Source organism: Corynebacterium sp. HMSC05E07, from assembly GCF_001807225.1.
Lineage (GTDB): Bacteria > Actinomycetota > Actinomycetes > Mycobacteriales > Mycobacteriaceae > Corynebacterium > Corynebacterium singulare.
The window spans coordinates 489-21,854 of sequence record NZ_KV788230.1; the positions used below are offsets into that span (position 1 = coordinate 489).

Sequence of the window (21,366 nt, forward strand, 5' to 3'; positions counted from 1 at the left end):
GCCCTGGGCAGAACCAATCACCACCCAAGCGGCCTACCAGCAAGCAGCAGCACGAGCCGCACCCGGCTAAAACCACAAACAACAAGCCACGCGGACGCCCACTCCAGGGCCCTCCGCGACATCGGCGATCGCAGAAACAGCAACCGCAGAAACGGGGATCCGGAGAAACGGCGATCCGAAGACTAAAAGCGCACCGAATCGATGCCCGTAAACACGTGGGCGTTGAGTCCCACACGCTGAGCACCCTCAACGAAGTCAGGGCGATCGTCGAAGAAGTGGGTGTCCTTGGCGTGAGCGCCGAGGGCGTCGACAGCCACGAGGTACGCCTCCGGGTCAGGCTTGGCCACACCAATATCGCAACTCAGCGTCACTGCGGCACACTCCTCAAGCCACGGCTGCGCTTCACGCACCTTGGCGCCTAAGGCTGCAGGCACATTGGACAAAATACCCACGCTGTGACCTTCTCCGATGAACCCTAAAACCATCTCCACCATGTCCTCGTCGGCGGCAAGCAGGTGGTCAGTATCAAGATCCACCGCGTGGGAGACCTCAAAAGGCCCTAAGTCCGTCAAGGCGCGGATACGGCCCCAATACTGCGAATCACTGAGTTGCCCGGCGTCATAAGCGGGGCGAAACTCCTCGTAAATAGACCAAAAGTGATCCGAATCAGCGGGGCGGACGTAATCTTCAAGCTCAGCGTGTCCGGCGGGCGTGGCTGAGCGCATGAGCACGCCGTACAGATCGAAGAGCAGAGTGGCCATGCGCCCAGTGTAGCCACACTGCCACCGCACCCGTCAGCGTGCCAACAATGAACAACGGCAGGGAGACACTGACACGGCCCCACGGCAGCGCGCCCAACGTAGAAATGGCACCCACCAGGAATAATCCCCCCACACTAAACAGCGATCGGCTCAGCGCCGTCGACGCCGCCGCGGCACACACCAAGAGAGCCACGCCCGCAAACGGGCCCAGCATGATCGCCAGCGCGAAGAAGAAGGTCCCCAACGCCACATTCGTAGCAGCCAGCCAGATGCCACCAACGAGCGCCACCGCCAACCCAGCAAGGGCAGTACTCAGGAGCATCAGCCGCGTGTTCGTCATAAAAGCAATTCTCCCATCAACCGCGAGGGCTGTGGGAGAATTCGCACGAAATTATATGGCTTCGTTACCGTTCTGCCAGCGAGCTATCGATGCGCAGGAGGCCGGAGCCATCGTTGCCAACAAGCTTGAGCTGGTCAATGACGCCCGATACGTTAGCTTCTTCCTCCACCTGCTCATCGAGGAACCAATTGAGCAGCTGGCGGGAATCCAGGTCCCCCACCGAATCGGCCGTGCGCACGATCTCACGAATCTGCTCCGAAACCTTCTGCTCGTGCTCCAAGGAGGCCTCGAAGGCATCCAGCGGGGTAGCCGCCTTCACGGCGCCAACCTCGATAGTCTCCAGCTCCACGCGGTAGCCGCGGTCCAGCAAGTGCTCCGCAAACTTCTCCGCGTGCTCGCGCTCTTCCTCCGCCTGCTTGAAGAACCATGCGCTCATCCCCGGAAAGGACAGGTTTGCCATCTCGTAGGCCAGCTGGGTGTAGATCGCAGCTGCGCCGTACTCGTTGTTGACCTGGTCATTCAACAGGGTCTGCAGTTTCTCATCCATGGGTGAATCCTTTCGCATCAACCGTCTGTGTGATGCCCACTATACAGAAAACTTATTTCTTCAGTCCGTGGCTAAGACGGCGGTACCGTTGCTCATTCCCCGCATCCAGCCCACGGAAGGACACCGTGACTCCGCGCGTAGCGTATTTGCTCTCCACGGAGTCGAGTACCGCAACGGTCGAGGCATCCCAGATATCGGCCCGGCTGAAATCCACGATGACCTCCTGCACTGGCAGGGTGTAGTCAAAGGAGTAGACCAGATCATTCGAGGATGCGAAAAAGAGCTGGCCACGCACCTCGTAGACGGCCGTCGAACCTTCGCTCGACACCAAATCAACTGACACGACGTGCGCCACCCGGCGAGCGAAGGCCACGGATGCTGCGACAACACCCAGCACCACACCAACGGCCAGGTTATCGGTGGCCAGCGTACCGACCACGGTCACCAGCATGACGATGGTCTCCGCCAGCGGCATGCGGTGCAGAGTGCGCACCGAGTGCCAATCCACCGTGTGGAAGGACACCATGAACATCACAGCCACGAGCGCGGCCATAGGAATGCGCCCCACCGTATCGCCCAGCACGAGCATGAGGATGAGGAGGAAGACGCCGGCGAGGAACGTCGACAAGCGCGTGCGGGCTTGGGATTCCTTGACGTTGATCATGGTCTGGCCAATCATCGCGCACACGCCCATGCCACCAATCGCGGCCGCCAGCATATTGCCAATGCCTTGGCCCACGGATTCGCGGGTTTTATCGGAGTGGGTATCGGTGAGGTCGTCGACAAGCTTGGCGGTGAGCAGGGACTCCATGAGCCCCACCAGCGCCACGCCGAGGGCATAGGGCAGGCACAACATGAAGGTATCCATCGTCCACGGCACGTCCGGGATCACGAACCCAGGAAGCGACGTGGGCAGCTCGCCCTGGTCCGCCACGTCGGGCACGTCCCAGCCGAACACCACGGTGAGCACGCTGACCACGAGAATCGCTATGAGCGGGGCGGGCACGGCGGTGGTAATCCGCGGCCACAGCACCATGATGACCAGGCCCAGCGCCACGAGCACATAGACCAGCCACGGCACATTCCACAGGTGGGAGAGCTGCGCGGTGAACATGAGGATGCCCAGGGCGTTGACGAATCCCAGCATGACGCTGCGTGGAATGAACCGCATGAGCTTAGCGACGCCCAACAGCGCCATCACCACCTGCAGAATTCCCGCCATCCAGATGGTGACGAGGACGTAGTGCAGGCCATGCTCATGTGCCAGGGGCGCGATGACCACGGCGACGGACCCCGCCGCGGCGGAGACCATGGCGGGGCGGCCACCCGTAATCGCGATCGACATCGCCATGATGACGGAGGCGAATAGGCCCACCTTGGGGTCGAGGCCGGCCAGGATGGAGAAACTTAGTACTTCCGGAATAAGCGCGAGCGCAACAGCAAGCCCGCCAAACACTTCCTTGCGGAAGCGGGCGGGCGAGGTGAAGGCCGCGCGGAAAGATCCGGCGGAGGCTTCTGGCATTAATGACCTTCCTTGTAAGAGCCATCGCGCGTAATGACGGGGAGGACGGACCAGGCGAAGTTAATCCACTGGTCGGTCTTCTTCCACGAGAAGTCTGGCTCGAAGATGGTGGTGGGCTTGGTGTAGATGACGGCGGACTTGACCTCGGAGGCGGTCTGTTCCAACAGGTTGACCACAAGGTCGAGGGTCTTGCCGGAATCGGCCACGTCATCGACGACGAGGACCTTCTTGTCCTTGAGCGAATCGGTATCCAGCTGCGGGTTGAGCAAAATGGGCTCGGGGAGGGTCTCGCCGATATCGGTGTAGAACTCAACGTTGATCGCGCCCATTTCCTTGACGCCGATAGCGTAGCCGATGGCACCGGCCGGGATGAGACCACCGCGGGCCACACCGACGATGAGGTCGGGGAACCAGCCGGAATCCACAATCTCCTGGGACAGGTAGCGGCTGGCCTCGCCGAAGACCTCCCACGTCAGGTTTTCGCGTTCCGGGTTCCACCAATCCGGTGTGCTCATCGTCTAGGTCTCCTTCGCCAGAGTTGTCATTTCCACCAGTTTAACCGCCAACCTCAGCGGAACGGAACCTCCGCCACCGTTCGCCGCAACTTACGGGTGCGCAGACGCTCCGGATTCTCCGCCAGAGCCTCCACCGCGCGGACCGCACACATCACGTGAGCCTCCTTGGAGTTGGAGTAAAAGGCCTGAGCCTGGGCCGGAAGCTTGGGCACGGCATGCAGCGGAAGGTCCGAGACCGACAGGAGCGTGCCGTAGGGGATGCGATAGCGATAACCGTTGGCGGCCAACGTGCAGGATTCCATGTCCACGGCCACAGCGGTGGAGTGGCGCAGCCACTCCCACAGGTCCCGCGAGGTGCGCCACTCCCAGTTGCGGTCATCGGTGGACAAAACCGTGCCGGTGCGCATTAGCGAGTTATCTTCGCCATAGACCGAGTCCACGGCGGCCTCCAGCATGCGCTGGATTTCCGGAATGGCGGGAATAGGATTACCGGCGGCCACGGTGCCATCGAGGATGTGGTCCTCGCGCTGATAAGCGTTACCCAGGATGAGGTCACCAATGCGCATGCGGCCATCGAGCCCGGCACAGTGCCCAATCATGATCCACGCTTCCGGACGCAGCACCGCCAGGCAGTCCGTGATGGTCTTGGCATTCGAAGGTCCCACACCGATGTTGATCATCGTGATGCCATCGCCGCCTGCGGTGATGAGGTCGAAGCGCGGCATTTGATAGCGCGAGGTGAGGGTGAGCCCGTCGACGTCGAGAAGCACGGCGTCATTGGGATGAATCGTCTCCCCTGTGGGTAACACCAGCGCCGTGTAGCGCGAATCCTCTCGTGCCAGCTCGCGGAGGCCGAACTTCACAAACTCCGTGGTGTGCATGGCGTAGTTAGTGAAGAGAATGTACTTCTGGACCGAGTTCACCTCGATGCCGGTGTAGTGCTCGATGCGCGCGCAGGCGATGTCGAAGCGCTGCGGGCCAAAGTGGAAAAGCGGTTTCTCCTTGCCGTGGAAGGCCTTCCAGGCGCCGTCGACGATGCCATCGTGCACCGCATCCAAGGTGGGGCGGGGAATCTCTCCACGATTTTCCGGCAACGGTTCCGCGCCGCGGATGTATTCCGGCGGAATGCGCTCGTCCGACTGCCCCACATAGATATCGCAGGGGTAGTTGCTGGTCAACCTGGTCAGCTGCTCAAGCAGGTAGCCGCGAATGAGCCACGGCTTAGAAATGACGGCCGAGTAACGGCCTTCTTGGTCGACGTAACCGAAGGGCTCGGATCGGTCGATGGGGCTCCAGCGGCGGACCTGCACGATGATCTTGGGGTAGACCACATGGCGGTACGCGTCATGGTCTCCCGAAGCCAGCGCTTCGCGCGCCAGATCGCAGGAGCTGTCATAGAGCTCGCAGAGGCGGTTGACCGCCTCGGTGACGGAGTGGGCATGCTGCAGGTCAGTCATGCCGGCCAGTCTAGTGCGGATACTTCATTTGGGAGGCGTCACCGGCGTCGCGAACAATCTCCAGGGACTCGCGGAACTCAACGAGGTCCACACCGGACTGGCGGTACTCGTTGAGGATGGTCTCCGGGATGCACACCGCGCGCGGCTCGAGGTCAATGCCCTTCTGGGTGATGGTGATCTTGCCGTCTTCGACGGTGGCCAAGCCGGACTCCTGCAGGCCCTGCACGAGGCCTTCGTAGGTGCCGGTCTCCGGCTGGAGGCGCTCCTCCATGGCCTCCAGGGTGATCGGCTCCTTAACTTCCCACAGGATCATGAGCATGAGGTACTGCGGGTACGTGATGTCGAGCTCCTTGAGCAGGGGATCATAGGAGCGAATCACCGAACGCGCGGCACGGTAGAGCGAAAAGCACAACTGGTCTTCAAGGTGGAGAGACATATCAGCAAGGATACCTTAAAGATTTTTTCGTGCGCAATGGTCCGAACTGAGAAAAGGCGCCCGTGTGCTCAAGAAATGCCCCGTCACGGGCGAAATCAAACCTTAACGTATGTGCAGAAGGAGATACATACAGGCAGGGAGTGGTGCGGGCGATCCGGAGGTGACAAGGCGGGCCCGTCGCCGCTCGGGTGTAGCGGGGTGGCACAAAAGGCGTAAAATGTATCCACATGTCCACTCCCCCGCTCCCCCTCGGCGCCCGAATGCGCGCCCGCGGCGTGTGTGAAGACGACTGGTCCGCGCGCCCCACCGCCGAACGGCCCTGGCCTGTCATCCTCATCCATGGAACGTGTGACACGAAGGGCGTGTGGCAGGTCCTCGCCGGCATGCTGAGGGAGGCTGGCTGGGCGGTCTTCGCCCCCGATTACGGCACACGCGCCACCGGCCCCATCCAGAACTCGGCGCGGCAATTGGATGCGTATATCAACGCCGTCCTCACCGTAACCGGCGCTGACAAAGTCATTCTGGTGGGCCATTCCCAAGGAGGACTGCTGGCTCGTTACTGGATGCGCATGCACGAGGGTGCCAAGCACGTCCACCACGTGGTGTGCGTCAGCGCGCCTAACCACGGCACCACGCAGGGAGGCATCGCCAGCCCCCTGTTCAAGAGTGAGCGCCAGGAGGACGTGGTGCGCTCGCTTATCGACGGCTGGTTCGGCCCCGCCGGCATGCAACAAATCGCCGGCAGCGAGATTGTAGAAGCCACGAACCGCGAGAGCGAAGTGGAACCCGACGTGAGCTACACGTGTATTGCGACGCGTTCCGACGCCGTCGTCGTCCCACCCAACACGTGCTTCCTCAACGGACCCATGGTGCGCAATATCTACGTTCAAGACGTGGAGCGCCGCGCCATCATCCGACACGAGGACATGCCCATGGACAAGCGAGTGTGCGGGATCATTCTGGAGGACCTAGAGCAACTCGCGGAGGCGAGTGGTGCGAGAAACGATTAGAGGTCGAGGGCGTCGAGAAGCGCGTCGAAGGCCGGGCCCACCTGCGTGCGCCACAGCGTGTCCACGCGGTCATCGGCGCGGCCCGGCCCGCCGTTGATGGTGGCCACGCGCTTGCCCTGCTTCTTGGCCTCAAGCACGAAGCGAAACCCGCTCATGACTGCCAGCGAGGAACCGGCCACGAGCAGGGAGTCTGCGGCCGCGACCATGGCATAGGCCGCATCTTTCTTGGCGGTGGGCACGGGTTCGCCGAAGTACACCACGTCTGGTTTGAGGCGCGGCGAGCCGCAGCGCACGCACCCGGGCATCACGAATTCCGCAACCGCTTCCGCGCTCAGCGCCACGTCACCGTCCGGGTTCACGTCCGCCCTGTCCACCACCCAGCGCTGGAGAAACCCCGGGTTGGCCGCGGCCGCGCGGGCATCATAATCCGCGCGCTTTTCCTCATGCCCACAGCTCAAGCACACTACATGCTCCATGTTCCCGTGGAGGGTAATGAGGTTGCGTTGACCCGCCTCCTCGTGGAGGCCGTCGACGTTTTGTGTCACCAGGCCCGTGAGCAACCCGGCGCGTTCAAGCTCCACCAGCGCGTAGTGCGTGCGGTTGGGATGGGCGGCTTGCATCACCCGCCAGCCCACGAACGCGCGGGCCCAGTAGCGGTGCGAGGCCGCTGGATCGTGGAGAAACTCCTGATAGGTCATGGGCCGGTGGCGGCTGAGCGAGCCCTGTAGTCCGCGATAATCCGGCACGCCGGATTCCGTTGAGACGCCCGCGCCCGTGAGGACCATGACGTTGCCGTTGCGGAGTTGGCGGGAGACGTCGGCAAGCGCCTGCTCCGGTGGGGTGGGTTTCGCGATTTCAGTAACGACGCGGGAGATCGAACGCAGCGCGGACTGGTGGGCGTGGGCGACGGCGGGATCCATGGCGCCCACTCTAGCTAGCCCAGCGTCTCCTCGTAGATATCCTCCGAGTCGAGCTCACCGTGGCGCGAGCAGCGCGCGCTCCAGCCGTCCGGGCGGACCTGGACCACCATGCGGCGCCCGCACAGCTGGCAATAGCGCGGCACGTCAAGGCCGGCCGCCGCCGCTGGGTGGAGGGGAAAGTTCTCACTGAGCGGCTTGCCGGTGTTGGGGTGAAACAGTGGTTCCTCCCCGGCGAGGACCGCGGCGACGAGCTCTGTCGACTCGCTCCGTGAAGGGGCCATTAGAGGGCCTTGATGGGCAGGTCGATGCGGCCGAGCATGTCGACGTCCTTCTCAATCTGCTTGCCCAGCGTGGTGAGGTAGTTGCCCGCAATGATGGCGTTGATGCCGCCGAGGAGGCCCTGCTCGGTGCCGTCATCACCGAGGGAGAGCTCGCGGCCACCTGCGAAACGGAGGGTCACCGACGGCATGGCCAGGCGGAAGGCGGCCACCGCGCGCAGCGCTTCACCCAGCGGGACCAGGGGGCGATCCGCAAACGGGGTGCCCGGGCGCGGGTCAAGGAAGTTCATCGGAACCTCGCACGGCTCGATCTGGGCCAGCTGGTAAGCGAACTCGGCGCGGTCCTCCAGGGACTCACCCATGCCGATGATGCCGCCGGAGCAGACCTCCATGCCCACGGCGCGGACGTTGTCGAGGGTCTCCTTGCGCTCTTCCCAGGTGTGGGTGGTGACGACGTTGGGGAAGAAGGACTTGGAGGTCTCCAGGTTGTGGTTGTAGCGCTGGGCGCCCATGTCCTTGAGGCGTTGTGCCTGCTCCAGGGTCAGCGTGCCGAGGGACAGGGAGATCTCGATGTCAACCTCATCGAGGATGGCGGGGATCGCCTCGGCGACCTGGGCCAGGAGGTTTTCATCCGGGGCCTTCACCGCGGCAACAATGCAGAACTCAGTCGCACCAGACTTGGCAGTCTTCTTCGCGGCCTCCACCAGCTCCGGGATGTTGAGGCGGGCGGCGCGCACGGGTGACTCGAACAGGCCGGACTGTGAACAGAAGTGGCAGTCTTCCGGACAGCCGCCGGTCTTGATGGAGATGATGCCCTCCACGGATACGTCCGGGCCACACCACTTCAAACGGGTCTTGTGGGCGATGTCAGCGATCTCTTCCAGCTGCTCATCGGGGATCTGGAGGACCTGGAGGAGTTCCTCTTGGTTGAGGCCGATGCCCTGTTCGAGGGCCTTGTCACGCGCGATATCTACGATGCTCATGACAGAAACCTTACTTGAACGGTGTTCAAGTTGTGGAAAATCGCCGCCTTTTCCTTCAGCGGACTACCCTTGAGGGCCATGACTCTCTACGACGACACCCTGGCCCTCCTCCAAGAGCTCATCCGCAATGCCTGCGTCAACGATCTCACGCCGGATTCCGGCCACGAGGTTCGCAACGCCGACACCCTGGAGCGCTTCTTCGAGGGGACACCGGTGGAGATTCAGCGCTACGAGTCCCATCCGGGCCGCGTCACCCTCGTCGCCACCGTTCCGGGCGACCCGGACAAGGAGCCACTGACCCTCATGGGCCATACGGATGTCGTGCCCGTGGACGAGCCGAAGTGGACCAAGCCGCCTTTCGACGCCGTTATTGAAGACGGCAAGCTCTATGGCCGCGGTGCGGTGGACATGCTGTTCATTACGGCGACGATGGCGGCGGTAACGAGGGATGTGGCCAAGCGCGGCAATCCCGGCGGCACCCTGGCGTTTGTCGGCATGGCGGACGAGGAGGCCCGTGGCGGTTTGGGCTCCATTTGGATGGATAAGCGCCATCCGGAGGCCTACTCGGTGCGCAACTGCCTGTCGGAAACCGGCGGCAGCCACCTGCCCGGCGCGCTGGGATTCAACGTCGGCGAAAAGGGCGCGGGCCAGCGCCGCCTACACGTGCACGGCGATGCCGGCCATGGTTCAACGCCGTTTGGCAAGGACTTCGCCACGGTCAAGATTGGTGAGGTGGCGCGCCGCATTGCCGCGGCTGAGCCGCCGGTGGCTACAGACGAGGTATGGCAGGGCTTCGTCAAGACCTTCCGCTTCGACCCGGAAACGGAGGCAGCGCTTCTCGACGGCTCCGCAGACCCCACCCACTACGAGCAATTCGGCAACCTTGCCGCCTATGCCCACGCCTTCTCGCACACGACGATTTCCCAGACGGTGCTGCGCGCGGGCGGAGCCATCAACGTGCTGCCGTCCCACGCCTACCTGGAGATGGACATCCGCCCCTTCCCCGGCCAGACTCAGGAAGAGCTCGATGACTTCCTGCGCGAAGCCCTCGGCGATATGGCCGACGAGGTAGAAATCGAGCACCTTATTACCGAGGACGCCACACAGTCCTCCACGGATACTGAGCTGTGGCGCTGCATCGAGGAGACCGCGCACGAGTTCTTCCCGGATAAGGAAGTGCTGCCGGTGTTGGCCACGGGCGGCTCGGACCTGCGCGTGGCTCGACGCCGCGGCGGCAACGCCTACGGCTTCGCCCTGCATGCGGAAGATCGCGATATGGCCAGCGCCAACTCGCAGCTACACAGCCACGATGAGCACCTGCACCTAGAAGACTTGGATCTCACTGTGAAAGCGTATTCTTCGCTGGTAGATCGCTTCCTGGGGCAGGAGCACTAGCGCAAAAGTGTAAAAGGTGTGGCACAATGTGGCGCATGAGAAACAAGCTTGCCCTTTTCACCGCCGCTACCGCCCTTACCGTTGGCCTGTCCGCCCCTGCCGCATCTGCCGACATGGTCGATGACTACCTGGCCAAGGTCCCGGCTGGTCAGATCTCCTGCGACCAGGCATCGAAGTATTACACCAACCCGTCCGACTACAACAGTAAGAAGTCCCAGGCCCTCGCTGCCGCCAATTTCCACCCGCGCGGCGGCGAAATCCGTGATGCCATCGCCCGCGCCGACGAAGCCATCGCACGCTGTGGCCTGGGCGCCGGCGGCAACAACGGCGGTAACAACGGCGGTAACAGCAACACGGCCCCCGCCAACAACGGCGGCAACCACCAAGCTGCGCCGGCGCCGGCGAAGCAAAACCAGCCGGCACCAGCGAAGCAGAACCAGCCGGCCCCGGCCCCTAACCGTGGCGGCCAGCCGGCACCGGCTCCGGCCAACAATGCTTTCCCGACGATTCCGGTGAAAATCGGTAACGTGACGATCTACGTCCCGGATGTGGTGGCCTACCTTAAGACCATCGTTGAAGGTGCCCCGCTGACCTCCTCCCGCTAGAGATCGCCACAGCTATTTAGCGAAAATACGTCCCCGCGTGCAGCGCGCAGCCGATATTGAAGGCATGCCCGCACGCGGGGCATTCGTATGCTGGGCTTGCTTCATCGCCGGCATACTCGGCATACGTCATCTGACGTCCGCACGCCCCGCACATGACGCAGAGCTCATCTTTCGGCATGGCGCCAAACTCGTGGTCGGTTAATTCCGCATGGCACAGGGAACACGCGAACCAACCGGTACAGGTGCGGCACTTATTCGCAACGACGTCAACAGGCGTGTGCCAGTGCCGGCACCGCCCTTCCGCGTCGATGGCTCCCTGGATCATGGCCACGACTCTAACAGCCGCGCCATCGCCCGATAGGCCGGCGTGACGTCCATGCGCAGGCGGCTCTCCAGCATTTCCGAAGGGAAGTCAGCGGGAAGAAGCTCTGCAGGGAAGGGCGGGGTGTGGCGCAGCGCCGCAAAGACGGCAGAATGGCGGCGCGTGGTTTCGACGACGACGCCAACGTCATCGGTGGGCAGAGGGGGGACGTCGCCCAGCGCGCTAATGCGGGCAGCGCTCTCCTCAAGGTCCCACGCGGTGGCAATAACGTCGCGGGCGGTGTCCGTATCCACGGACCAAGTGCCGACAAAGGTTTTCTGCGCCCACTCCCCCGGCGCGTGGGCACCCACCAGGACTCCGGGCCGTAGCTGCCGGAAACCGCTGGCCTGCGCGGCGCGCAGGAGGGCATCCCTTTCTGTACGGCGATCCTCGCCGATATCGAAGATAACGGTGTGAAACGCCCCGTCCCATTGGAAGGCGCGCGGCGAGCCTAGGTGACGAAACTCCGCAAGGTAGTTCCCCACCATGGAATACACGGAGTATCGCCCGGCTCGGCGCGAGGATAGATCGCCCGCGCGCACCATGCGGGACAGATAGGTGCGAACGCCAGCCGGCGACAGACCCAGCCCAGTAAGGATTCGTGTCAGCACGGGCCCGGGGAGTTCCTCACGGCGAGCTAATCCGCAGAGATATCCAAAGGTTCCTGGTCCAACGTCAGCCATGCGCCAACCCTAAGGATTTTATGTGTCACAAACAAACCGTTACGTATGTTTTGTGGCACACTATGTGGCATGAGTCTCAATCCGCGCCTGCTCAACTTCCTCATCCTCGGCGTCTTCGACGTCGGCCTCGCCATCCTCCTGTTTCAACTGGTTGACTCCGCAACCGGCAACCACGTCTACGCCTACCTAGCCGCCAGCATCGGCCCCCTCATCGGTGGCATCATCCAGCACGTGCGGCAAAAATCCTTTTCTGGGATTTCTGCACTGATCTTTGCCTTCAACCTTGCCGCGGCCTTAGCCACGCTGATCGGTGGCACCGATGAGCGCCTCCTTCTAGTTAAAGGCAGCGTTATTACCGGTGTTTTCGGCCTGCTCTTCCTTGGTAGCCTTGCCCTGGGCAAGCCCCTCGCCTTCTACTTTGGCCAGCGCTTTGGCACCGATGGCACGAAGGAAGGCGTGGCCTACTGGAATGGGTTGTGGCAATACCCGACCTTCCGCGCTTCCCAGCGCTACATCACTATCGTGTGGGGCGTAGTGTTCCTACTCGAAGCAATCATCCGCATCGTCGCCGCCTATTCTCTCCCCTTCACCACCGCCTACTGGCTGTCGAATGCGTTGCCTTTCGTGGCCCTCGCTATCTGCTTGACGGCTACCTTCGTCATTGCCTCACGCACCCGCAGGTCCGCGCCGACCCCGGCCTAGCGCGTGAGCCCCCACACGATCAGCTCGTGTACGCGCGGATCATGGGGCAGTTTTCCGTGCTCGACCGGAACTGACTCCACGTTGACCACGTCCGCGCCCGGAACTGCAGTTAACTGCGAGGTCTCATTCGGCGTCACAGTGTTGTCTGCGGGTGAATAGATAGAGGTGTAGGTGATCCCCGGCGCGGTGTCCGGCAACTGGTTGAGATTCTCCATAAAGTCCGAACCCTGCAGCTGCTGGATACCGGCACTGGTTCCAACAAAATTGGTCACATCGGGCGCGATTTTTGCCGCCGTGCTTAGGGGCGTTGCTCTGTCGCCCCATGTTGTCCCGTGAAAGTTCGCGCCAATCGTGACCACGCGGCGCACCTCATCGGGTGAACCATAAAGCTGTGCATAGGACTTGGTGTGCAGCCCACCCTGGGAAAAGCCCACGAGGTTTACTTTCTCTGCCCCAGTAACGCCGCGGATGTACTCGATATGCTGGGCGATTTCACGCCCGGAGGACTCTAAATCCGCAATGCCCTTCATGTACGGGTAGGCGTTCTGGAAGGCCAAGTCATCCGCACCGTAGTCGAAGGCCCACACGCACATGCCCTGCTCGGTGAGCTTAGGGATGAGATCGTTCCACTCGGCCGAATTTGCTGAAGTGCCGTGGAGAAGGACGACCGGCTCGGTGACGGGTCCTGTGGGGTGGCATTCTGGGTCATTGATGCCGAGCTCCAAGGAGGCAGACGTCTCCATCGTTTGAGCATGGGCTGGAACGGGTGCAGAGGTACCGAGGAGAATGGCGAGGAACGCGCGCTGCAGAAAGCCGTGTTTCATGAGGAGCGAGCATATCGCCCTAGTCTGGGCGCATACTGTGTACTCGCTGTTAGCGCGAGGAGAGGCTGCTCAAGCTGCTGCTGCGGTCTTTCTCTGGCTGCTCGGTGCGCTCTTCGGATGGCTTTTCTGCGGGAGCTTGGCGGCGCTCTTGGGCGCGGGCTTGGCGCACGATGGCGGCCTCAGTCTCCGCCAGACGCGCGGCCGCTTCCTCCTCGTCGTAGCTCTTCATCAGCGCGGTGAGGTTGTCCACATATGGGTAGATCTCGCTGTGCCACATGAGGCGGCGCGTGCCGTCCTCGCAGGACTCATTTTCCTCGCCACCGGTGTGTACGGCGAAGATGGTCTCGTCCTGGTAAAGCGGGGCGCCGGAATCACCGCTGCAAGAGCGCGACGCGAACAGGGAATGGGATTTAAGCAGGTTCTCAAACTCGTGGTTTTGGATTTCGTAGGTCACGCCGGTTTGCTCAATGCGGGACACGGCCTCCGAGGCGAACGTATGGGAACCGCCGTAGCCCACGAGGAAAAGCTTTTCGTTGACGCGCAGGGGGCGGTCGGGAAGCTCGAAGGCCTCAGCATCCATGGGTTCCGCTTTGAGCAAAGCAATGTCCGATTTCTCCGCCACCGGAGTCGACGCAACTACCTTGGCGCTATCCCCGTCTGTCTGGGTAAGACGCAGGTTGCGGCCTAAACAGTGCGTGGCCGTAAGCCACCAATCATTGCCGATGTACCCCGCTGAACATTCCCTCGCGCCATTCATCCACACCGCGGCTACGCGGTCATCATTCACAGCGACCTTGCTCGTAGCCTGCAGGACCGCCGAGTCGCCGGCACCTTCCAAGGTGCCGGATGCGGCATGGGGAACCCCGAACACGGAAGCTACCGCTACGAGGACGGACAGTATGGATGCGAGAAAACCTGAGAACACAAGGCGTTACTTTATCAGCGGTACCACAGAAACGCAGCGCGCTACTGCACACCTAGGCGTTCGGCCAGTCCGGTGAGGAAGACATCGACAAAAGCGTCGAAGGAAGCGGCGAGGAAGTTCTCGCCCGCCGTGCCAGAAGGCTGCTGGCTGTCGAGGGAAGCGAGGAGAGTCAAGACAGAAGGGGCTCCTTCTGGCGGGACGGGGATGGGGGAATCGGGTACCTCGGCGTGGCCGGGCGTGGGGGCAACCTCCGCCAAGAGGTAGCCGTTGAGCGCGCAGAAGAATGACTGGACGCTAAAGAGCTGCTGCTCGGGAGGGATTCCGGCCTCGTCGAAGACTGTCAACGTCGGCGCGATGTGCGCGATTTCCGCCGGTGTGGAAATCGGACGGGTAGCCACGAGCACGAAGAGAGTGGGGTGGCGCAGGGCAAGGGCGCGGTAGGCACCGGCAGCGCTGCGCAGTGCCGCCTCCCAGGTTGGGGACTCCGAGGGGAGGGTAAGTTCAAGGATGAGGTGTTCATGGATGGCGTCGAGAAGCTCGGCCTTGTTGCGCACGTGGTGGTAGAGGGACATCGCCTGCACGCCCAGGCGGCCCGCGACGGCACGCATGGACACACGCTCGAGGCCCTTTTCATCACCAATGGCGATGGCTGCCTCGACGATGGCATCGCGCGTAATGATTTGTGACACGTGACCTCCTTCTGGGCGGCCGTCGGACTACGATAAAAAGTGAAACTTACAGTGTAAGGGAGAAGGGACATGAAGCACCCGTTTCGCTGGCTGCTTGGCGGCCAAGCCATATCCGCACTCGGTTCCCAGGTTACGTTCATGGCGCTGCCGCTCATTGCAGTCACGCTTCTTGATTCTAACCCCCTCCACATGGGCATCCTCGGCGCTCTGGACAACCTGCCCTACCTACTCTTCGGCCTGTTCGTCGGCTCGCTCGTGGACCGCCGCCGGCGCCGCCCGCTCATGATCGCCTCCGACCTCCTCCGTGCGCTGGCCGTTCTCACGATTCCGCTGGCATTCCTTGTCGGTGGCATCACGTTTACCCACCTGTGCCTCGTCGCTTTCGCCGTTGGTCTGGGCAACCTCGTCTTTGATGTAGCCTGCCAGGCGCAGATGCCGGACATCGTCGGTGAGGACGGCGACCTTGTGCAGGCCAACGGCGCGCTGCAGACCACCTCCGGCATCGCCTCGCTCACCGCCCCGGGCCTCGTGGGAGTCTTTATCGCCACGGTAGGTGCGCCCCTCGCCATGCTTATCGACGCCTTCTCCTACCTCATCTCCGCCGCCAGCCTCCGCATGATTGGGCCCGATTCCTCTACCGCCACCGCCGACGCCACCGTATGGGAGGACGTGAAGACCGGCGTGGGCTCCGTCGTGCGCGATAACCGCTTGCTCGGCCTCACTGGCGCGGGTGCGGCCGTCTCGCTGGGTATGAACGCAGCTTTCTCTGTTCTCATGGTGTTCCTCGCGCGTGAGCTGCACGTCAGCACCATCGGCATCGGGCTGGTTTTCCTCGCCATCGCTCTTCTCGGCGCCACCGGCGCGCTGACAGCACACCACCTGGCCAAGGCTGTGGGCGCTGGACGGGTGCTCCTGTGGGGGCCGGTAGTGGCAGCCGTGGGACTGGTGTGCATGGCGCTTGCCGGCCACGTCACGACCCCGCTGCTCCTCATCTACCTCGGGGCAGCCTTGTGCGGCTGGGGCATCATGACCAGCCAAGCTCTTGCCGCCGGCCTGCGCCAAGCCTTTGCCCCTGAAGAGATTCGCGGCCGCGTACTAGGCACGATGCGCTTTGTGGAATGGGGCATCATGCCGGTCGGCGCGCTTCTCGGCGGCTTCGCAGGCCAGCTGCTCGGGGTGGCCCCGGCCGTCGCCTTCTCCGGCGCACTCGTAGCGACCGGCTCCGTGTGGGTCCTCACCACCGGCCTGGCGCGCCTACACAGCGTGCCGATTCCCTGACTCGGCCCACGAACAATGTTGCTCACGGTAAATAGCACCAAAAACGTCGGCTTTAACAAGCGCTACGACCGCATCATTGGACTTGCTGCCGTGCACGCTGACGCATACTCCAATCCCGTCGACTCCTGGCGCACACTGCTCAACCCTGACACCAACGCCGTGTCCACTACTCGGGGGACACTCCCGCCCACCTCGGCACTCAACCCTGCTGTGGGGGTTACTCGTAGCGAAGCGAGCTGACCATCCCGGTTTCCATGTGATAGGCGTTATGGCAGTGAAATGCCCACTCACCGGGGTTGTCAGCGATCAGGTCGGCGATCATGGTTTCACCGGGGCGGAGAAGGACGGTGTCCTTGCGTAGCCCGCCGCTGCCGGGCAGCGCCCACGTGTGGCCGTGGATGTGCATAGGATGGGGCATCATGGTCCTGTTGCGCATGACCATCCGCAGGCGCTGCCCCTCCTGCACGGTCGCGGAGGAGGATTGACCGTCAGTGAGAATGCTCCATTCATACGGCATCATCTGCCCGCCCAGGTCGATGCTGACTTCTCGGTCTGGTGTGCCCTCGGGTAGGAGTGCACGGTCTGCTGGCTTCAGGGAGGACAGAAGCAGTCCGGTGGACGACAACTCGGGGAAGTCGACATTGGGGTGGGGAGCCTGGCCGCCGGCGGTGCGGATGACGGCGAAGGCGCGGTCGTCCTTACCCACCGCCAAAGCCGTGAGCGGGAAGATGCCGTCGCCGAGGATGACCTCGACGTCGACACGCTCGCCCATCGACAGGTAGATCGATTCGGTCTCCCAGGGCTGGACAGGGAAGCCGTCGGTGTGGGTGACGGTCATGCGGTGACCACCGAGGGCCACCTTGAAGATGGTGTCACCGCCGGAGTTGATAAACCGCAGGCGGGCCTTGTCGCCCGGGCGAGCCTCGAAGGTCCGGTGAGCACGGGGGATACGTCCGTTGATGAGGTAGTGCGGATACATCACATCGCCGGCATCCCCGCCCAGTACCCGGTCCGGGGTGCCGTGCATCATATGGCCGTGACCTCTCATTCCCATCCTCCCGTGATGGTCGCCCGAACCCATTCCGGTGAGCTTGTCGAGCTCATCGTCGGGAGTGCCCTGAATGCCATCGACCCAGTCGTCGAGCACGATGGTCCACTCGACGTCCTGGTCCTCAGCGTCTTGCGGGTCACGGATGATCAGTGGGGCGTGGAGGCCGCGATCAAGCTGCAGGCCGGTGTGGGAATGATAGAAGTAGGTGCCACCGTGGGGGACTTCAAAAACATAGGAGAAAGACTCGCCAGGTTCAATGGGGTCCTGGGTCATGCCAGGCACACCGTCCGCTGCGTTGTGGAGTGCGATGCCATGCCAGTGGATGGAGGTGCTCTCAGGCAGTTCATTGGTGATATCGACCTGGAGGACGTCGCCGGCGGTAGCCTCAATGGCCGCATCCCCGGTGTCAGAGACGTATCCCCACGTCTTGGCTTCGATGCCGCCGATATCCAGAGAGAGGGGCCGGGCGGTCAGTGTCCGGCGCACCGTCGGCTCACCGAGCGCAGTGGGGGTGGGAGTGGGGCGAAGGGAGGAACCTGGTGCCGAGGCAGCAGGTCCAGGGTCGCTGGTGCAAGCGGCCACGGCCCCGGTGCCGGCGAGGACGAGCCCGCCGAGCAAAAACTGTCGTCGGGAAAATCCGTTCATCATGATTTAACCTTCCTTAGTGTTAGATTTCAGTGACACGGGAGACAGGCGCAGGTGAGGACCCTGCCCCGCGTGAGGGCCGTGCCCTCCACCCATTGAAAATATACCCCCCTGGGGTATATTGAAACTATACCCCAGGGGGGTATACGCTAGAGAGCGGCATCGCCGCACCCCACCGAACCGAAGGAGCTTTCCCATGATCACCTCCCCGCCCCGCCTCTTGCCGCTGGCCTCCCACGGCTGCAGCTGTTGCGGACCTGCCTCGCGTGCCGACACCGCCTCCGTCCCTGCCACCAGCGACTCGTCAGCAGGAGGGTCCTCCTCTAGCTATCAGGTCACCGGCCTGACCTGCGGGCACTGCGTGAAAAGCGTGACCCAGGCCCTTCGGGCCCTCCCCCAGGTCGACGACGTCCAGATTGATCTCGCTGCTGGTGGTGTTTCCACCGTCACGATCACCGGTGCCGTACCTCCGGAGATGGTTCGCCGGGCCATCGAGGAGGCCGGCTACACCGTCTTATCCTGATTAGTTTTACCCATCATCTCGACCCCCGACCGGGTTGAGCGAAAGGAACGTCATGAGCACTCCCCACCATTCGGGTGATCACCATGGTGATCACCCCGCTCCGGAAGCAGGCCACACCCACCACCCGGATCATGCCAGCCACGAACACCACGCACATGCCGACACCCACGGCCAGGCGATGCCCCACGATCACCCGCACTCCGCCCTGGACGAAGACCACCACGTTCATGGTCACGGCGAACACGCCGGACACAGCACCGCAATGTTTCGGGACCGCTTCTGGTGGTCGCTGATTCTGTCCATTCCCGTCGTTATTTTCAGCCCCATGGTCGCCGACCTGCTCGGCTACCGCCTCCCGGCATTCCCCGGATCCACCTGGATCCCCCCGGTGCTGGGCACGATCATCTTCGTCTACGGCGGAACGCCTTTCCTCAAGGGCGGATGGAGAGAACTGAAATCCCGCCAACCCGGGATGATGCTCCTGATCGCCATGGCCATCACCGTGGCGTTTGTCGCCTCCTGGGTCACCACTCTGGGGCTGGGCGGTTTTGAGCTGGACTTCTGGTGGGAGCTGGCCTTGCTGGTGACCATCATGCTGCTGGGCCACTGGCTGGAGATGTCCGCTCTCGGGGCCGCGTCCTCCGCACTTGACGCGCTGGCTGCCCTGCTGCCGGATGAGGCCGAGAAAGTCATCGACGGGACCACCCGCACCGTGGCCATCTCCGAGCTGGTCGTCGACGACGTCGTGCTGGTGAGGGCCGGTGCCCGGGTGCCGGCCGACGGAACCATCCTCGACGGAGCCGCCGAATTCGATGAGGCAATGATCACCGGCGAATCCCGTCCCGTCTTCCGCGACACCGGTGACAAGGTGGTCGCCGGTACCGTGGCCACCGACAACACCGTCCGCATCCGGGTGGAGGCTACAGGCGGGGACACCGCCCTGGCCGGGATCCAACGCATGGTTGCCGACGCCCAGGAGTCCTCCTCCCGGGCCCAGGCCCTGGCGGATCGGGCGGCGGCGTTGTTGTTCTGGTTCGCGCTGATCTCCGCTCTGATCACTGCGGTGGTATGGACCATTATCGGCAGCCCGGACGATGCCGTGGTGCGCACGGTCACGGTGCTGGTCATCGCTTGCCCGCATGCCCTGGGCCTGGCGATTCCGCTGGTCATTGCGATCTCCAGCGAGCGGGCCGCGAAGTCCGGGGTGCTCATCAAGGACCGGATGACGCTCGAGCGGATGCGCACCATCGACGTGGTGCTCTTCGACAAAACCGGCACCCTGACCGAGGGTGCGCACGCGGTCACCGGTGTCGCGGCCGCTGTCGACGTCACCGAGGGCGAGCTGCTGGCCCTGGCCGCCGCCGCGGAGGCCGACAGCGAGCACCCCGTGGCTCGCGCCATCGTGGCGGCCGCGGCCGCCCATCCCGAGGCCTCCCGTCGGCAAATGCGTGCAACTGGATTCAGCGCCGCCTCCGGCCGGGGAGTCCGGGCCACTGTCGATGGCGCTGAGATCCTCGTGGGCGGGCCGAACATGCTGCGCGAGCTCAACCTCACCACCCCGGCCGAGCTCACCGACACCACCAGCGCCTGGACCGGGCGTGGGGCCGGTGTGCTCCATATTGTCCGCGACGGTCAGATCATCGGTGCGGTGGCCGTCGAGGACAAGATCCGCCCCGAATCCCGCGCCGCCGTGAAGGCCCTGCAGGGCCGCGGGGTGAAGGTCGCGATGATCACCGGCGACGCCCAGCAGGTGGCCCACGCCGTCGGTCAGGACTTAGGCATCGATGAGGTCTTCGCCGAGGTCCTGCCCCAGGACAAAGACACCAAGGTCACGCAGCTGCAGGACCGGGGTTTGAGCGTGGCCATGGTCGGTGACGGTGTCAATGATGCCCCCGCTCTGACCCGCGCGGACGTCGGTATCGCCATCGGTGCCGGCACGGATGTGGCCATGGAATCTGCCGGGGTGGTCCTAGCCAGCGATGACCCGCGGGCAGTGCTGTCGATGATTGAGCTGTCCCAGGCCAGCTACCGCAAGATGATCCAGAACCTGATCTGGGCCTCTGGCTACAACATCCTCGCTGTGCCGCTGGCCGCCGGAGTGCTCGCCTCGATCGGGTTCGTGCTGTCCCCGGCCGTGGGCGCGATCTTGATGTCTGCCTCGACCATCGTGGTGGCCCTGAACGCCCAGCTGTTGCGCCGCATTGATCTGGATCCGGCTCACCTGGCTCCGACCGAGTCGAAGGAGGAACACACCACGCCTACTCCGGCATCCACCGCCGTCCACTGATCCACCACTTCTCTCCACTGCCCCCATATGACCCTGAACAGGTGCTGTTGCAAAGTTGGGGCAGTAGGAAGAGCGACGTGAAATAGTCACAGCCATGGGTATCTTCTCTGGTTGTCATTTTCCCCGTGACATCATTCTGTGGGCAGTGCGGTGGTACTGCCGCTACGGGGTGAGCTACCGCGATCTGGAGGAAATGATGACCGAACGCGGCGTGCCGGTCGATCACACCACGATCTACCGCTGGGTCCAGAAATACCCCCTGAGCTGGACAAGCAAACACGGTGGTACCGACAGGTACCTGACTGGCAGGCCAGTTCCTGGCGGGTGGATGAGACCTATATCCGGGTCGGCGGCAGGTGGTGTTACCTCTATCGGGCGATCACCGCCGGTGGCCAGACCCTGGACTTTTACCTCTCTCCGAAGCGAAACGTGGCCGCAGCGAAGCGTTTCCTGGCCAAGGCCTTCAAATCCAATGCGTCAGCCGGGTACCCCAGAGTGATCAACACCGATAAAGCACCCTCCCTAGCCAGAGCAATCGCCAAGTTGAAGTCAGAGGGAATCTGCCCGCCAACAGTGGAACACCGGCAGGTGAAATACCCCAACAACATCCTGGAAGGCGACCATGGTCG

General features: G+C 63.1%; 23 protein-coding genes and 1 pseudogene. 8 read left to right on the top strand and 16 right to left on the bottom strand.

All coding sequences use genetic code 11. The features are described 5' to 3' along the window. Positions 1-182 precede the first annotated feature (182 nt). From HMPREF3149_RS06830 to HMPREF3149_RS06860, 7 genes are all read right to left on the bottom strand, one after another. Positions 183-761 (bottom strand): HAD-IA family hydrolase, encoded by a 579-nt coding sequence (locus tag HMPREF3149_RS06830; RefSeq protein WP_070537226.1) that lies wholly within the window; start codon positions 759-761, stop codon positions 183-185. Next, a complete protein-coding gene (locus HMPREF3149_RS06835; protein ID WP_042528707.1) occupies positions 694-1,101 on the bottom strand; it encodes a hypothetical protein in 408 nt (135 codons plus the stop codon). Before HMPREF3149_RS06835 ends, HMPREF3149_RS06830 begins: the two co-directional genes overlap by 68 nt. 64 nt (positions 1,102-1,165) lie before the next feature. After that, on the bottom strand, positions 1,166-1,648 hold the full coding sequence (locus tag HMPREF3149_RS06840) for a ferritin (RefSeq protein ID WP_070537227.1): 483 nt from the start codon (positions 1,646-1,648) through the stop codon (positions 1,166-1,168). 52 nt (positions 1,649-1,700) lie between these two features. Beyond that, positions 1,701-3,170, bottom strand: coding sequence for a SulP family inorganic anion transporter (locus tag HMPREF3149_RS06845; protein ID WP_070537228.1), 1,470 nt, complete (start codon positions 3,168-3,170; stop codon positions 1,701-1,703). After that, complete coding sequence (locus HMPREF3149_RS06850) at positions 3,170-3,685, bottom strand: phosphoribosyltransferase (RefSeq protein ID WP_070537229.1); 516 nt, start codon at positions 3,683-3,685, stop codon at positions 3,170-3,172. The genes HMPREF3149_RS06845 and HMPREF3149_RS06850 overlap by 1 nt, the downstream gene beginning before the upstream one ends. Before the next feature lie 53 nt (positions 3,686-3,738). Continuing rightward, positions 3,739-5,142, bottom strand: a complete 1,404-nt coding sequence (gene amn / locus HMPREF3149_RS06855) for an AMP nucleosidase (RefSeq protein WP_070537230.1) — start codon at positions 5,140-5,142, stop codon at positions 3,739-3,741. Positions 5,143-5,152: 10 nt separating this feature from the next. Further along, positions 5,153-5,578: a MarR family winged helix-turn-helix transcriptional regulator gene (locus tag HMPREF3149_RS06860; RefSeq protein ID WP_070537231.1), complete on the bottom strand. Its 426-nt coding sequence runs from the start codon at positions 5,576-5,578 to the stop codon at positions 5,153-5,155. Positions 5,579-5,805: 227 nt separating this feature from the next. Between HMPREF3149_RS06860 and HMPREF3149_RS06865 the strand changes: the two genes are divergently transcribed. Then, positions 5,806-6,588 carry a lipase family alpha/beta hydrolase gene (locus HMPREF3149_RS06865; RefSeq protein WP_070537232.1) on the top strand — a complete coding sequence of 261 codons (783 nt, stop codon included), beginning with the start codon at positions 5,806-5,808 and terminating at the stop codon, positions 6,586-6,588. On the opposite strand, the gene HMPREF3149_RS06870 is transcribed toward HMPREF3149_RS06865, so the two are convergent. Genes HMPREF3149_RS06870 through bioB form a run of 3 tightly spaced genes read right to left on the bottom strand, consistent with a single transcriptional unit; the run spans position 6,585 to position 8,769 of the window. Beyond that, complete coding sequence (locus tag HMPREF3149_RS06870) at positions 6,585-7,508, bottom strand: Sir2 family NAD-dependent protein deacetylase (protein ID WP_070537245.1); 924 nt, start codon at positions 7,506-7,508, stop codon at positions 6,585-6,587. The two genes, HMPREF3149_RS06865 and HMPREF3149_RS06870, sit on opposite strands and share 4 nt — an antisense overlap. Positions 7,509-7,522: 14 nt before the next feature. Then, positions 7,523-7,789, bottom strand: coding sequence for a biotin synthase auxiliary protein BsaP (locus HMPREF3149_RS06875; protein WP_070537233.1), 267 nt, complete (start codon positions 7,787-7,789; stop codon positions 7,523-7,525). Continuing rightward, positions 7,789-8,769 (bottom strand): biotin synthase BioB, encoded by a 981-nt coding sequence (gene bioB, locus HMPREF3149_RS06880; RefSeq protein ID WP_042528691.1) that lies wholly within the window; start codon positions 8,767-8,769, stop codon positions 7,789-7,791. Before bioB ends, HMPREF3149_RS06875 begins: the two co-directional genes overlap by 1 nt. 78 nt (positions 8,770-8,847) lie before the next feature. Here bioB and HMPREF3149_RS06885 point away from each other — a divergent pair, with 78 nt between their 5' ends. Both HMPREF3149_RS06885 and HMPREF3149_RS06890 read left to right on the top strand, forming a co-directional pair. Continuing rightward, positions 8,848-10,164: a M20/M25/M40 family metallo-hydrolase gene (locus HMPREF3149_RS06885; protein ID WP_070537234.1), complete on the top strand. Its 1,317-nt coding sequence runs from the start codon at positions 8,848-8,850 to the stop codon at positions 10,162-10,164. A gap of 35 nt (positions 10,165-10,199) precedes the next feature. Further along, the gene (locus tag HMPREF3149_RS06890; RefSeq protein WP_246819960.1) at positions 10,200-10,769 is read left to right on the top strand and encodes a hypothetical protein; all 570 of its coding nucleotides are present in this window, start codon (positions 10,200-10,202) and stop codon (positions 10,767-10,769) included. A gap of 16 nt (positions 10,770-10,785) precedes the next feature. Here the strand turns inward: HMPREF3149_RS06890 and HMPREF3149_RS06895 are convergent, their stop codons facing one another. After that, positions 10,786-11,094, bottom strand: a complete 309-nt coding sequence (locus tag HMPREF3149_RS06895) for a CHY zinc finger protein (RefSeq protein ID WP_070537236.1) — start codon at positions 11,092-11,094, stop codon at positions 10,786-10,788. Next, on the bottom strand, positions 11,091-11,813 hold the full coding sequence (locus HMPREF3149_RS06900) for a hypothetical protein (protein WP_083280800.1): 723 nt from the start codon (positions 11,811-11,813) through the stop codon (positions 11,091-11,093). The genes HMPREF3149_RS06895 and HMPREF3149_RS06900 overlap by 4 nt, the downstream gene beginning before the upstream one ends. 69 nt (positions 11,814-11,882) lie before the next feature. Between HMPREF3149_RS06900 and HMPREF3149_RS06905 the strand changes: the two genes are divergently transcribed. After that, entirely contained in the window at positions 11,883-12,515 is a 633-nt protein-coding gene (locus HMPREF3149_RS06905; protein ID WP_052471347.1) for a VC0807 family protein, read from the top strand. Here HMPREF3149_RS06905 and HMPREF3149_RS06910 read toward each other — a convergent pair. Genes HMPREF3149_RS06910 through HMPREF3149_RS06920 form a run of 3 tightly spaced genes read right to left on the bottom strand, consistent with a single transcriptional unit; the run spans position 12,512 to position 14,953 of the window. Continuing rightward, a complete protein-coding gene (locus HMPREF3149_RS06910) occupies positions 12,512-13,339 on the bottom strand; it encodes a lipase family alpha/beta hydrolase (protein ID WP_070537238.1) in 828 nt (275 codons plus the stop codon). The genes HMPREF3149_RS06905 and HMPREF3149_RS06910 overlap by 4 nt on opposite strands. A 49-nt stretch (positions 13,340-13,388) precedes the next feature. Then, positions 13,389-14,264, bottom strand: coding sequence for a trypsin-like serine protease (locus HMPREF3149_RS06915; RefSeq protein WP_070537239.1), 876 nt, complete (start codon positions 14,262-14,264; stop codon positions 13,389-13,391). A 41-nt stretch (positions 14,265-14,305) separates the two neighbouring features. Beyond that, a complete protein-coding gene (locus HMPREF3149_RS06920) occupies positions 14,306-14,953 on the bottom strand; it encodes a TetR/AcrR family transcriptional regulator (RefSeq protein WP_070537240.1) in 648 nt (215 codons plus the stop codon). A gap of 69 nt (positions 14,954-15,022) precedes the next feature. Here HMPREF3149_RS06920 and HMPREF3149_RS06925 point away from each other — a divergent pair, with 69 nt between their 5' ends. After that, positions 15,023-16,231, top strand: coding sequence for an MFS transporter (locus tag HMPREF3149_RS06925; protein WP_070537241.1), 1,209 nt, complete (start codon positions 15,023-15,025; stop codon positions 16,229-16,231). A gap of 217 nt (positions 16,232-16,448) precedes the next feature. On the opposite strand, the gene HMPREF3149_RS06930 is transcribed toward HMPREF3149_RS06925, so the two are convergent. Continuing rightward, the gene (locus HMPREF3149_RS06930; protein ID WP_070537242.1) at positions 16,449-17,930 is read right to left on the bottom strand and encodes a multicopper oxidase family protein; all 1,482 of its coding nucleotides are present in this window, start codon (positions 17,928-17,930) and stop codon (positions 16,449-16,451) included. Positions 17,931-18,123: 193 nt separating this feature from the next. Between HMPREF3149_RS06930 and HMPREF3149_RS06935 the strand changes: the two genes are divergently transcribed. The 3 genes and pseudogenes from HMPREF3149_RS06935 to HMPREF3149_RS06945 form a co-directional block, all read left to right on the top strand. Further along, complete coding sequence (locus HMPREF3149_RS06935) at positions 18,124-18,450, top strand: heavy-metal-associated domain-containing protein (RefSeq protein WP_070537243.1); 327 nt, start codon at positions 18,124-18,126, stop codon at positions 18,448-18,450. Positions 18,451-18,502: 52 nt separating this feature from the next. Then, the gene (locus tag HMPREF3149_RS06940; protein WP_070537244.1) at positions 18,503-20,737 is read left to right on the top strand and encodes a copper-translocating P-type ATPase; all 2,235 of its coding nucleotides are present in this window, start codon (positions 18,503-18,505) and stop codon (positions 20,735-20,737) included. Positions 20,738-20,831: 94 nt separating this feature from the next. Then, positions 20,832-21,366, top strand: a pseudogene (locus HMPREF3149_RS06945) (IS6 family transposase); the annotation flags it as partial.